This window comes from Bradyrhizobium septentrionale (assembly GCF_011516645.4).
Classification (GTDB): domain Bacteria; phylum Pseudomonadota; class Alphaproteobacteria; order Rhizobiales; family Xanthobacteraceae; genus Bradyrhizobium; species Bradyrhizobium septentrionale.
This window is the reverse complement of the sequence record NZ_CP088284.1, coordinates 192,921-205,493: the sequence shown is the minus strand read 5'-3', so window position 1 is coordinate 205,493 and position 12,573 is coordinate 192,921. Positions and strand designations below refer to the sequence as shown.

General features: G+C 59.9%; 7 protein-coding genes and 2 pseudogenes. 2 read left to right on the top strand and 7 right to left on the bottom strand.

The annotated features are described in order from the left end of the window. Nucleotides 1-313: 313 nt before the first annotated feature. The 6 genes from HAP48_RS00780 to HAP48_RS00755 are packed head-to-tail and all read right to left on the bottom strand — an operon-like array spanning nucleotide 314 to nucleotide 8,274. Complete coding sequence (locus tag HAP48_RS00780) at nucleotides 314-2,086, bottom strand: tetratricopeptide repeat protein (RefSeq protein WP_166217360.1); 1,773 nt, start codon at nucleotides 2,084-2,086, stop codon at nucleotides 314-316. Nucleotides 2,087-2,089: 3 nt separating this feature from the next. Next, a complete protein-coding gene (locus tag HAP48_RS00775) occupies nucleotides 2,090-2,746 on the bottom strand; it encodes a DUF3540 domain-containing protein (protein ID WP_166217357.1) in 657 nt (218 codons plus the stop codon). Nucleotides 2,747-2,763: 17 nt separating this feature from the next. Next, nucleotides 2,764-3,705 carry a hypothetical protein gene (locus HAP48_RS00770; protein ID WP_166217354.1) on the bottom strand — a complete coding sequence of 314 codons (942 nt, stop codon included), beginning with the start codon at nucleotides 3,703-3,705 and terminating at the stop codon, nucleotides 2,764-2,766. Between the two features lie 34 nt (nucleotides 3,706-3,739). After that, nucleotides 3,740-4,120, bottom strand: a complete 381-nt coding sequence (locus HAP48_RS00765; protein ID WP_224497216.1) for a DUF4150 domain-containing protein — start codon at nucleotides 4,118-4,120, stop codon at nucleotides 3,740-3,742. Nucleotides 4,121-4,151: 31 nt separating this feature from the next. Beyond that, nucleotides 4,152-5,228 carry a pentapeptide repeat-containing protein gene (locus tag HAP48_RS00760; protein ID WP_166217348.1) on the bottom strand — a complete coding sequence of 359 codons (1,077 nt, stop codon included), beginning with the start codon at nucleotides 5,226-5,228 and terminating at the stop codon, nucleotides 4,152-4,154. Beyond that, on the bottom strand, nucleotides 5,218-8,274 hold the full coding sequence (locus tag HAP48_RS00755) for a DUF2169 family type VI secretion system accessory protein (RefSeq protein ID WP_234622324.1): 3,057 nt from the start codon (nucleotides 8,272-8,274) through the stop codon (nucleotides 5,218-5,220). The genes HAP48_RS00760 and HAP48_RS00755 overlap by 11 nt, the downstream gene beginning before the upstream one ends. A gap of 622 nt (nucleotides 8,275-8,896) precedes the next feature. Here HAP48_RS00755 and HAP48_RS00750 point away from each other — a divergent pair. Both HAP48_RS00750 and HAP48_RS00745 read left to right on the top strand, forming a co-directional pair. Next, nucleotides 8,897-10,270 (top strand): annotated as a pseudogene (locus tag HAP48_RS00750) (alpha,alpha-trehalose-phosphate synthase (UDP-forming)); the annotation flags it as partial. 1,225 nt (nucleotides 10,271-11,495) lie between these two features. Further along, nucleotides 11,496-12,212 (top strand): sulfite exporter TauE/SafE family protein, encoded by a 717-nt coding sequence (locus HAP48_RS00745; protein ID WP_166217339.1) that lies wholly within the window; start codon nucleotides 11,496-11,498, stop codon nucleotides 12,210-12,212. 43 nt (nucleotides 12,213-12,255) lie between these two features. Here the strand turns inward: HAP48_RS00745 and HAP48_RS00740 are convergent. Continuing rightward, nucleotides 12,256-12,569, bottom strand: a pseudogene (locus HAP48_RS00740) (integrase core domain-containing protein); the annotation flags it as partial. Nucleotides 12,570-12,573 lie beyond the last annotated feature (4 nt).

The following is a 12,573-nucleotide window of genomic DNA, read 5'->3' as shown; positions in this document are numbered from 1 at the left end:
ACACCAAAACCTTGCAATCTCAGAACGTCATTCCAGCCAAATTACGATTCCAGATCAGTCGCCTGGAAGCTTCTTAACGGGCGACTTTGTAGTCGCCGTCGGCAACCTGACGGAAGGATGCGTCCGCGACGCGCGTGTTAGGTGCGAGTCAAGTGACCGGTCCGGTGGCGCGGATCAGGCAGATCGGTGAGGTCGACCTCGACCGGAAAGTCCAATCGCCAATCCGGTCGCTCTAGCACTTTTGAGCGGACTTCACGATCCCCAGCCTCGAAGATACCGCAGCCTTCCAGATGTGGTCGTGAGAGCACGCTACTCAATCACTCGTTGACGCGCGCAGCAGTGCCTCAAGCCGACGCCGGCCTTCATTGATTGCCCCAGCCCAGTCACCTAGTCGCTCCTGCACGACGACTTCGAACGATGGGTACCACAGTGGCTTACCGTCTGCCTGAGCCCAATACCAGGGATAGCCGCGCGGCACGAAGACCACGCCGGGAACGCCGAGCGCTCCGGCGATATGGACGGCGAAGCTGTCGGGCCCGACCACGGCGTCGAGATTGACGATCGCTGCGATCAATTCGGCGGGACACTCGATATGCACACCAGCATCGATCGGAAGACTCCATCGCTTCATGTCGTGCCGTTGCGCCTCGGTCACCAAACTGACCAGCGTGACGCCGTGAGGGATCACGGCGGCGACCTGTTCCATCGATAGGCCGAGAGCCCCACTCTCCCACACGATGCCTACCAACGGCCTTGCGAACACAGCCAAGGCATCACGCCATTTGGCAGATAGGTCGGCTTCAGGGCGTAGGTAGGGAATCCCATCGGCAATGTTGCTGGCATCGATCGGCAGAACGCGCAATAATGATTGCAGCGGCATAGCTGAGCGCTCGAGCGTCAGCTCGTCGGAAATGACCTGCTCAGCGAGACTGGTAAGAAGAGCTTGGTAACGTGGCTCCGCGACCACATGCACGTCCTGCTGGCTCGCCAGCCGACGCAAGAGACGAACGAGCGCCACGAATTCGAGGGCGCTCGTCGTCGGCGGTACGGCTATCCGCGTTACAGGCGCCGAGGCGATCGGCTCGGGCGTTGGGTAGCGACCGATCGTCAGTTCAAGCGTCGTCAGTAGAGCCTTCGCTGCTTCATTCTCAGGGCGCGTGTGCACGACGTGGCTAACAAGGTTGAGAGATTCATCAAAGCGGCCAACGAACTGCAGGACACGTGCTAGGGCAAGCGCGGCGGAAGGATCAGATTTGCGAGCGCGAACGAATTGCGTCAGTTGCGCAATGCCTCGGTCCACCTCACCCATGGCAATCGTAACGCGGGCCAAGATTTCGCGGGCGCCAACATGAGCCGGCGCATAGGCGAGCAACTTCTTGCAAGTGGCCTCTGCTTGCGGCCACAGCCCAGTTGCGGCGCGGCAATAAGCCAGATGCAGGAGCCTGGCTGTATCGAGAGGGGCACGCAAATGTGCGCGTTCGGCAAGGCTGAGCGCCTCGTCGAAGCGACCGCGTTCAAGCATGAGCACCGACAAGTTGCCGAGCGCATCGGGGTCGTCCGGAACAATCTCAAGCGCACGAAGCAGGACGGCCTCAGCCGACGAACTGTTGCCCAGGGCGAACTCGATGGCGCCGAGTTGGAGGAGGGCCCGCGCATTCCCAGGCTCGTGTATGACAACGATCTCCGTCATCGCGCGGGCTTCCGTAACCTTGCCGCAGCTCAGCAGGGCATGAGCGAGCGCGAGCTTGATCTCATCGTTGTGCGGGGCGAGAGCGGCTGCGCGTTCGAGGCAGACCATCGCCTCCTCAGTGCGTCCGAGCAATTCGTGGGCGATGCCGAGATTGGTGGTGAGGCCCGCGTGTTCGGGGTAGATGGTCGCCGCTTCCGCTAGCATCTCGAATGCGAACTCGGTCCGTCGCCGCGCAAGCGCCAACGCCGCCCTTGCATTGAGTGTATCGGGATCGCCCGTGGCGACGACCCCCTCCAGCAGTGCCTCCGCTTCCTCGAGGCGGCCGGCCGCAATGAACTCTTGGGCCGTTCTAACCCGGTCTTGCCGGGTCGGAGCCGGCATGCCAGTGGACAGCATGCGCTATGCAACCGTGACGCGTTTGCCGTCGAGGCGGAGATCCTCGCTCACCGCGATGACTTTGCTGTGGGCCATCTCGGAAGCAATGCCGGTGACCCTAATGGCCTGGGTCTCGGTTTGCAATGAGTCGATCCGCTCGATCACCGCGACGCGCGCGACCGCTTTTATCGTAAGCGACTCGGCGCTTGCTTCCTGGATACGCGCCGAGCATCTGACGTGGTCCGCGATCAACGTGTAGAGCTTGCCGATCCAGGTGCCCTTGTCCGCAAGCACGGCAAACAGCTTGGTCTGCAGATCGATACTGTCGGCGCGCAAGGACAGGCGCTGGCGTGTGGCGAGAGTGATGGTTTCGCCCTCTATCGATATGTTGCGCCCTCCGGGTAGACCGACCACGCCACCATTGGAAGCCGTCCGCTCGAGTACGGTCACGACGACGGCTTGCTCACCGTCGGTGAAGAGCAGCACCATATCCTGTGGAATAGGCCGAACTAGGCAGCCAACAGCCACTGTCGCCGTGTGATGATCGCCGGCGATTTCAACCTCCGCCGCAGCGCCATCGTCGCTGACAGACACGATACGAGCTGTGTGATGTCCGGATTCAAGCACGCGCTCGGCCATCGCCAAGATGTCGGTGTTTGTGGCGCGGATCGTCATCGTCATTCCTGCTCTCCAGCCAGCTACAAGATCACTACCGAATTCTTTTGTATGACTTCCTTATCGCCGGTGCTCGAACTGATCTCTGCTGCTCGGTTCACAAGCTCGTACTGTTCCGTGCTTATCGTTCCCTGGCAGACGTCCTCATTCGTTACGGACACGCTGGTCTCGCAGGTCTTGACGTCGCGGCCGACTACCTTCAAGTCCTCAACGGGCGCGAGCTTGAAATCACTGTTGCTGAGAATTTTGGTGTCGCTAACTGCCGACTTGAAGTCAAGTCCGAGAAGTAACGTGCTCGTATCGCCGGCCACAATCTTGGTGTCGCATCCGTAGACAAACTCGAATTTGGCGCCGGTCGTGAGAGAGACCTGGCCGCCCAGACTGATTGAATAATCCCTGCCGGCCTTGATGGTCGTCGTTGCTCCTAAGAAGACGCTTACGTTCAGTCCCATCGTCAGCGTGATAGCTAGGCCGCTCATGCAGGTGTATCTCTGCCCCTTGTAGTATTCCTTGGTGGTGCCCATCACCCGCTTTTCCGAGTTGCCACCTGTCCTGTCGATTTTGTCGCCGTTGTTGATTAGCTTGACGCTGTTGGAGGCCGTCAGAATGACGTCCGCATGAGTACCATTAGCGCCAGCACTGATTGACACGCCATTCTCGGCGGCCATTTCATAGGTACCTTTCGCGACCCTATGTAGGGAGTTGCCGTTCGCGACCTCCGTGGTCTGCCCGCGACCGATTTTCAGCAACGCAGCGCCTTCGACATTTGCCTGACAGTCGTGATTGGTGAAGGCAAGCAAGCCGGCGTTGTCGCTTTCGTGTGGACTTTCGCTAATGGTCGTCGTGATACCGGTGACGAGTTTTGCTTCTTCGTCTGAGTAAGAGCCGAGGCGCAGATAAGTTGACTCGGTCAGGGGAGATGTCAGGGAGTCTGGAACGACCAGTCGCGTATAGGCATTTGGCATAGCGGGCTTTCCCAATCGTATGGCTGTCGGCACCTTAGCGCTGCGCCGTCAAGCGGGTTTGAGACGGCGATATCGAAAGTCCGAAGGCGTTCGGGTTGGAACCATTCTGCTTGGTCGGCATCCCCATTTTGGTTGCCGGTGACCCGCCGATTGACAAATTGTCCGATCCGGCCTTTGCGCGGCCCGGACCCATGACAAGGCCAGAGATGACGCCGAGGGCCACACCTGCGTTGTCACCCATTGATGTCGCGCGCTCGGTCGTCATGTTGTGTGCAGGCATACACATGATCAGGCACCGGGACTGCGTCGGAATAGCCGTTGTGTTCAGAGTGAGGTTTGGGTAGGGGGTAGGCACGACGGCGGGACCAGATGGCGTGTTGCAGACGTCAGGAAACGCGTGATCCGCCGCCGACATCGGGCCACTTGAATTGACAAAAGTCATATGTCTAACTTGCTCCGTTGAGAGGGATGACCCGGCTTGCATCGTAGAGTTCGGCGACGGCACGTTCCGGACCGGTTTGCAGGGTACCCCCGCGCCCGGTCGCGAACAGACTGCCTTTGGTCGACGCGCAGTGAAAGTCAGTGCGCAGAAATCGCGAGCCGGAAAAGTCGCCGCCATCAACCTTGGCGTGGTGCATCAGCGCGTAGGACATGTCGGCGCGGGCAAACACGGCAGACTTGGCCGATGCACGTGTGAAAACGGACGTCCCCAATTGTGCGCCCGAAAGATCGCAGCCGTCGAGGCGCGCCTCTTCGAAGATGCATTGCGTCAAATCGGCGTTGCGCAGCCTTGCTGCTCGGAGGTTAGCCCGCACAAACACTGTGTTCGGAGCGGTGGCACGGGAGAGATCAGCACCCGCGAGGCTCGCACCCGCCAATACCGAACCGGAGAGGTCGGCTCCGGACAGGTTTGTGCCGTTCAGATTAGCACCGCTCAGGTTCGCTCGCGCAAGCGTCAGCCCGGAGAGATCCCGCTCCGACAGGTCACATTCGGAGAAAAGAATCGTGTCGCAACGCAGTCCCGTGAGCTGCGCGCTACGCAAATCGGCCTGCGTTATGGCGACGTTCGTGAGCCTGGCATTGTCGAGCACGAGGCCGGCGAGCTCGCAATCCATGAGTGCGCTTTGAGATAGGGTGGCCCCGCACAACAGGGTATAGGCTAACGTACAGCGCATCGCTGTCGTCTGGCTGAACCGCGTCTCGGTGAAGTCGCTATGCCTGATATCCGACGACATCAACGTCGATTGGGTGAAGCGCGTCCGCCGCCAGTCGGAGCCGCCAGCGCGGCAACCCGCGAATATGCATCTTTCAAAGCAAGCGTCGGCGAAGGAAGCGCCGCTGAAGTCGCAAGCCTGAAACGTCATGCCAGTAAGGTGGGCACGCGTGAAGTGGCTGTTGCGAAAGGAAGAGCTCAGCACAACGCCATCCGTCAGGCTCAGCCCGGATAGCGTCTGGCCATCTAGACTGGCTTCGCGTACGGGGACCTTATGGGCGATCGACTGCAATAAGAGATCAATTGACATTGCGCGTGACCATCAGGACGGTGCGGTCAATATTTGCGTTGCTCAAATCGGTCGCGACCAAGGACGCATCCATCAGGTCGGCGCCGTAGAGATTTGCATGGCGTAGGCTGGCGCCGGTGAGGTCGGTCTGATTGAGATGTGCCTCGAGAAGGTTGGCGGCATAGAAGTCGGCGCCCCGCAGATCGTTGCCGGTGAAGACCGCGCGTTTCAGCGATGTCATTCGGAAGGTAGCGCGCGCCAGCGTGGACTTGCCGAAGTAAACCCCGTTTAGTCGGGCCAGGGTGAAGTCGGCGCCGCTGAGGTTGGCCGCCTGAAAGGAGAGCGCCTCGGCACTGCTGCGGACGAAACGTGCGTCACGCAGGTCGATGTCGCCGATGAAACTGACTTCGTCAAATTGCGCGCTCGAGAGATCGAGTTGGCGCGCCGCCACCTTGAGAAAGCAGGTTTGCTCAAGTCGCGCGCCAACGAAGCTCGCACCAGATAACGATAAATCCATGAATTGTCCGCGCTCAAGGATGGCGTTCCCCCAAACGCTGTTATCGAGGGCGACTTTGATGAAGGTGCATTGTTGTATTTGCGCACGGCGGAAGGTTGCCCCGATCATTGGTACCCGCAAAACCTGGAGCTCGCCAAGGCGCGCTTGGTCGAAGCATGCGCCCACCATGCGCGCACCGAGAAGATTGGTGCGCACAAGTTGGCTGCCAGCGAAACGCGTTCCGCGGCAGTCGGCTTCACCGAGATTGGCTTCGGTAAGATCGGTCGCGCTTAAATCAGCATTGATGAGCGTCGCGCCGGTCAGTGCGGCCTTCATCAGGTTTGCGCCGGCCAGGTTGGTCCCGTTCAGCTTCGCACGTTCAAGGAAGGCGCCGGAGAAGTCCGCATTCGCGAATCTCCGCCAGGAGAGGTCGGCGCCGCCGAGATCCCGACCGGCAACCGTGCCACCGCGCTGGAACTCCGCTTCCACTATGTCGCCCAGCGCGCGTGCGACGGCTGGTGCCAGCGTCGTTTCAGGCCTGAGCGGCTTGGGTGACGCGAGCCTTGCCGCGGCCATGCCGGCTGCCAACTGTCCTTCCGCTTTGTCGATCGCGGTCCGCAGGACAGTCAATGCTTTCGCAGATTCGGTCTTCGCCGCGGCGATCCCTGCTTCGGGCTCATCAGCACTTGCCGTTGGATGTGGCGCACTCAAGGCCTCGAACAGCGCGCATTCGTCGGACGGTAACGCAGGAATGGCCCTTTTGAATGCCGCTTGAGCATCGGTGAGCGCCGTACGCGCTTGTTGGGCAGCGTTAGGCGGTGGATCGGAAGCTTCGATCTGCGCCAGTATCTCGTCAATGGTCAGGCGCGGCGGCGTCTCGGGTGTGACGCTCCGCCCTTCTTCCGGCAGAACCAGCGCGGAAATATCGGGAAGGGAAACGGCGTTATCCGATATCGCGTTGCGTATCGATTCGAGCGGTCGTCCAGCTGCCAGGTTAAAGAAACGAGCATGTGCAAGTGCAAATTGTTTTTGCTCATCGAGCGGTTGCGGTGCCGCGCCGATTTCGCTACGCCAATTTTTCGCACGCGCGAGCTTGTCTTCGATATCGCCGATGAGGCCCGGATCAGTGTCGGGCAGCTCGTGGAGTGGCGGAGCTTGCTCAAAGCTTGCGTCCATCGACTGCACAGCGTCCGTGGAAGAGATCGCGGCAAGCAAGGCGTCGATATCGCTCGATGCGGCATTTCCACCGGCAATCCTTTCATAGGCGGCACGCATGGGTTGATATTGGGCGTCAAGCTTGTCGATATCGGATTCTGCCTTGGCCTGGACTGTCTCCAACGCGTCGAGGATCTCGGCCAAGTCGATCTCGCCGCTCTCGAGTTCCTCCGGCAACAATTCCGGAATGACTGATGGTTCGATCGGCGGTATCGTGATCGTCGGGCGCAGCGAAGGCGGAAGCTCAATGCGCGTGAACTCCTGATCGAGCGCCCAGCGCATCGATGCCTGCTGCCGTGCTGCGCGCTGTTCGGCCAAATGGCGACGCCGCGCTGCGCGGCGTGCGCGTTCGACAGCCGACGTTTCGGGAGCAAGTTGGTGTTCCGAAAAGGCATAGCGTGCGGCGCTCGCCGGGTCGAGCCGCAGCTGCCGGACATTCAGATAATGGTCGAACGGCCGCGGAAGCTCGCGTTGTTGCTCGTAAGCGACCATAATGTCGCCAACGTCGCTGCCGTCCAATTCCCGGACGGCAATCGCGGTGCGGTAGATCATGACGCCGCGGCGGGCTCCCGCGAACAGCCACAGGGTATCGATGCGTGTCTGCAGTTCCGTGACGCCACGTGTCGCATCGCTCCAGCCGATGAAGCAGCGCACCCGAAAGGTCGGCAGGTGGCCTTCGATCAATGGATGCGCGGCGCAGAAGTTCTGCAGCGCGTAAGGTTCTCCGCCGCTGATGAAGCCGCTCAGGCGCTGGTCTGGCGGAGCGAACAGAAAAAGCCGGGGATCAGCATCGCCTGCCAGAGCGGGGGCAACTGATTTCAGCCAGGCGCTGTCGTAGGTTCCAGCGTATTGTAGACGTTCCTTATCATCAAGCGCCATGGGCCCGAAGATTGCCGGCGGTGCGATCGTGTCGATGAACTGAATTGCATGCTCGGGGCGTTCGACGTTGGGCAGGGCGACCAGTTCGCCGGCCATGCTGCGGCGTAGCGCCTCATTGCCGGCACCCACCCGGTTCGCCGCGTAGCTGGGCCCCCCAAAGGCGCGTTGCCGCGTTAGCGGCATTTGCTGGAACGATTGCGCGGTTGTCGGTCGCCAGCCGGAGCCGGTCATCTGCCAATTACGGTCACCAGTCACCAGAAGGTGTTTCTGGATTGGTCCGAGCGCCCAGCCCAACATCATGCGTTCGGTTGGCCGTCCCTCAGGCGCCGCCGCATGTCCGCCGATGAGTATCTCGGCTTGCGGTTTGGGCATGCCGATGTCGAGAGTGGAATCGGGCGAAAGCTCCTTCGCGGCCATAATCCAAAGCTCCTGCTCGCCTTGGAGACGGTGGGCGCCCGGGTCGGCGAGGTCGAACATCGCGAACACCGAAATGATGAGGCTGGCCCCGGGAGGGCGACGCTCGCATTTGGTCAACAGACTCAATGTGCGTGGCTTTACCAAAATGGGCATGAAACCTGCCGAGACGAATTCGCTTTTACCTATATCGCTCGAGCGTGACGGACCTTTGATCCCACCATGCGAGCGCGTCTCTGTGTCACATACCAAGTTAGGTAGGCAGCAATTCGGCTCGGCGTTACGTAAATGGTCGCTCCAACTCGCAGGCCGCTCGAGCGGCCTGATAGAAGACCACGGAGGGGGTGCGGCTCGCCGAAGAGTACAAGCGGTTCCGTCTGCAGAAATACCGGTGCTTCGTTGGCCTTGGGAAAGCTGGCCTCGCGAGACGAAGCTGTTGGTGCACTGGGCGCCGGAATGACCACACTTGTCTTGTAGGTCAGCGAGGGCCTGCGTGGCTCGAGCGAGGGCCTGCGTGGCTCGCCGGTTATTCGAGGCGGGTCGCTGTGTTTAGTAACAGCCGACGAAGCGCGCGTGAAATCGTCCCAGTCCGGTCGGGTTTCAGGCCGCAACTCTTCGGCGATCAAGCGTGGCAAACTGATCGAACGTCCGGCTAAATGGCACATCGGACGGGAAAGGATGACTTGTGAATCTCGTCGTCGTGTCGAACCGTGTTGCCGGCAGCGACGTCGATGAACCCAAGACAGGCGGGCTTGAGGCGGCGCTGGTCCCCGTGGTGAAACAATCAGGCGCAGTTTGGGTAGGGCCCTCGCGCCCGCTGGAGGCTGATCCGTCTGTGATGGCGTTCGGCGAAGGCAAGCTCGTGAGGGTGCCTCTGCCTGCCGAGCAGTATCGCCGCCATTATGAGGGTTTTGCCAATTCGGAACTATGGCCGGCACTACATTCGCTAACAGACCGGATCTCGTCCTCGGAAGGCGATTATAGAAGCTACCGTAAAATCAACGCCCTTATGGCGGACGCGCTGCTCGACTATAGGGACCGGGACGCGTTCTGGGTGCATGATTATCATTTCCTCACGCTCGGCGCTGAGCTGCGTGATCGTGGTATAGACCGGCCGATCGGCTTCTTCCTGCACACGCCATGGCCGGCACCCAACGTGCAGTTGGTCCCGCATCATCGCGAATTGACCGAATTGATGCTTGCGTATGATTTGGTAGGCTTTCAGACCAACGAGGACAGGCAGAATTTCCTTGCCTGTGTCCGTACCGATCTCGGGCTCGCATCGAACGCAGACGGACTTGTGATCTCGCGCAATGGCGGTGCAACCCGGTGCCAAGTGTTTCCGATCGGCATAGATACGGACAAATTTGCACAATCCGCTGCAGACGCGGTTTCGAATGCCGATGTTTCGTCACTATTGGAAGGTCTCGATCGTGAGAAGCTTGCCGTCGGCGTCGACCGGCTCGACTACACCAAGGGGCTTGACAATCGCGTTCGGGCTTTCGATCGCCTTTTGAAAAAGGAGCCGCGCAGCGTCTCGCTTTTGCAGATCGCTACCTCCTCACGATCCAGCATCAAGAGCTACAGAGATTATCAGAGCGAGGTGGAGGCTCTTGTCGACGATGTCAACGCTCGTCATGGTGCGGCCGGCTGGAAGCCGATCCGTCACGAAACGAAGCCTCAGAGCCAGGCCGTGCTCGCGGGTCTCTACCGTGCAGCACGTGTCGGCGTGGTTACATCGTTGCGTGACGGGATGAATCTCGTGGCGAAAGAATATGTCGCCGCGCAAGACTGCAGCGATCCCGGCGTGCTGGTTTTGTCGAAATTTGCCGGCGCGGCCAAGGAACTCGACGCGGCGCTGCTCGTCGATCCCAACGACATCAATGACATAGCAGACAAGATTTCGGCCGCACTTTCGATGATGCCCGAAGAGCGCAGCTCTCGATGGAAACGGATGATGGTGAAGCTTCGAGCGTATCCCATCCAGAAATGGTCCGCGCACTTTATTGACGAGTTGGAGAAAGTTCGGACCGAAAAACTCGCGGGACAGAGCCCGAGGGATGTGGGGGAGCCTCGCGGCTCGAAAGGAAAGGTCGAGGGGAAATTGGTCGCCGGTGCGAGCCATTTGGACCTGCCGCGACATTTGTCACGTCCAGCGTTCGATGTGCGGGCTAGGAGAATAGATCATGACTTCACGCACATCGTAGGGTCGGGCTGGAATCACGGTCCCCAACCGGCTCCGGACGTCCTGCTCGGCGAGCTGAATAGAGTGGACGCCTTCCCGAGGCCGTCCCGGCCGATGAGAAATTTTTACATCCACGGTCATCCCTACTTGGCGCAGTTTGCTGCAGGGATACGGGAGGTGACCCCTAACAATCCGTTGGGCGTCAACGTTATTCTCATACCTCGACTTAAGGGTGGCTGAACAGCGCGCTGGACTGCAAACCGCCCCTAAAGTTTTGAACAGCCATAGCTTTGAATACTCTTGCGGTCCGCTGATCGACCATATCTTCGGCCGAAAGGAATCACGTATGCCTTTTCGCGTGCATAATTTTCGTGCGAGGGTCGCCTATTCCATCGCGGTGACGAAATAGCTGTCGCGGGCCTTTAGTAGGGGAGTACAAGCGAACCCGCGGCAGCCGGATTGTTCTTTGCGCGCCCAAAGGTTTTGCCGCGCGCCGCGTGTGCACGGTGCAGTCCGCCCGAGGCAGGTCACAACGACAGAAGCCCAGCGATCCCTGTTTCTGTGCGACCTGGGTTCGGACCTTGGAGTTCCATTCTCCCCCTTCGCGTCAGGCACACGCGCATTCTGGTGGAAAGCGTCACAGACCAGTTCCCGTCGCGCGGTTACCCGACGATGCGCAGGCAGTCTGCTTGATCAATCAGTCGGCGGACATCGCGCCGCCCGATACGCGCTGTCATTGAGTGCCCTGTTAGCCGACGTTTTGTGCATCTAGGTCAACTACCAACCTTGGCAATTGATGAAGATGCCAGCGGACTTGATGATGTGCTAAACCGTCGGCTGCACGTGATCTCTTACATGGAATGCATACACGCGCTTCGCGCTCTCCTGCGCCGCCGCAGCTCACTGTCGTCGCTGCCCCTTCCGTCAGAATGACGACGGCAGTGACGATCCACCTCCGAGACGAGCGTACCCCGATTGAAGCGCTCGGACGCGCGCAGCAATCATATCGGAACGGCACGACAATGCGCCATGGCTCGCGAGGATATCGCTGCGTGGTGAATGCAAGCAAGGCGACGAATTTCGTCAGGATCGATGTAGCATGCTTTCTCTGCTTTTCGCCGTCATCTCACTGCTCTATTCGACCGTTGGACAGGCGGGCGGTACTGCGTTTCTCGCGCTGATGGCTTTAGCCGGTCTGCCGCCGGCAGAAATGCGCCCGACGTCGCTAGCGCTCAATATTGTGGTCGCAACTTATTCGACATGGGTCTTCAACCGCAACAAAGTCATTGACTGGACAATGCTGGGTCCGCTTCTGCTTTCATCGATGCCGACGGCGCTCGCCGGTGGCCTCATCGCGCTCGGGGAGCACATTTACCAGCCGCTGACCGGGGTCGTTCTTCTTCTGGCAGGTGCCGTGACGATCGTGCGACGCGGACGCGCCGCCGATCGGGTTCGCAAAACTCCGCTCTGTGGAGCCGTGAGCATTGGAGCGGTCATCGGCCTGGTTTCTGGTCTGACCGGCGTGGGCGGCGGAGCGTTCCTGGCCCCGACACTCATCGCACTGAATTGGGCGTCACCCAAGCAGACTGCCGGGTTGTCGGCTCCCTTTATCCTGGCGAACTCCACCGTGGGGTTGGCCGGAGTTCTCTTCGTTGGTCAATCTCCGTCCTTGCATTTGGATCTTTATGCAATCGCCGCCCTGGCGGGCGCCATCGCTGGAACGGCAATCGGCCTAAAGTGGTTAGGTCAGACAGCCATCAGGTTCATTCTCGCGGCGCTTCTGCTCGCTGCCGGCATCCAGTTGACTTTCGTTTGAGGTCTCATGCCGCTGGTGGGGACATGAAGCTTGCCGACGTGCCCTAGGTGTTTAGTCCCGGCATTTGCTGGAGCGGATTGAGGGTGAATCGTTCGGGCTCTTTTGTCCAGGCTTTGCAGATGTATTCGTAGGGCGTGAGGCCCTTCAGGGTCTCAGCCGCCGAGCGTAGTTGTAAGCGTTAATGAAGTCGGCAAGGTGTGCTTCGAGCTGATTGTGTCGGTCGTAATGATAGCGTTGGACGGTCGCTTCCTTGATCGTGCGGTTCATGCGCTCGACCTGCCCATTAGTCCAGGGATGCTTGATCTTGGTCAGCCGATGTTCGATGCCATTCTCTTGGCAGCGCATATCGAACATATGTGTC

Bases quoted from the DNA above. Each gene is read 5' to 3' on its own strand.
- HAP48_RS00780 (WP_166217360.1), bottom strand. From the start codon at position 2,086: ATGCTGTCCACTGGCATGCCGGCTCCGACCCGGCAAGACCGGGTTAGA.
- HAP48_RS00775 (WP_166217357.1), bottom strand. From the start codon at position 2,746: ATGACGATGACGATCCGCGCCACAAACACCGACATCTTGGCGATGGCC.
- HAP48_RS00770 (WP_166217354.1), bottom strand. From the start codon at position 3,705: ATGCCAAATGCCTATACGCGACTGGTCGTTCCAGACTCCCTGACATCT.
- HAP48_RS00765 (WP_224497216.1), bottom strand. From the start codon at position 4,120: ATGTCGGCGGCGGATCACGCGTTTCCTGACGTCTGCAACACGCCATCT.
- HAP48_RS00760 (WP_166217348.1), bottom strand. From the start codon at position 5,228: ATGTCAATTGATCTCTTATTGCAGTCGATCGCCCATAAGGTCCCCGTA.
- HAP48_RS00755 (WP_234622324.1), bottom strand. From the start codon at position 8,274: ATGTTCGACCTCGCCGACCCGGGCGCCCACCGTCTCCAAGGCGAGCAG.
- HAP48_RS00745 (WP_166217339.1), top strand. From the start codon at position 11,496: ATGCTTTCTCTGCTTTTCGCCGTCATCTCACTGCTCTATTCGACCGTT.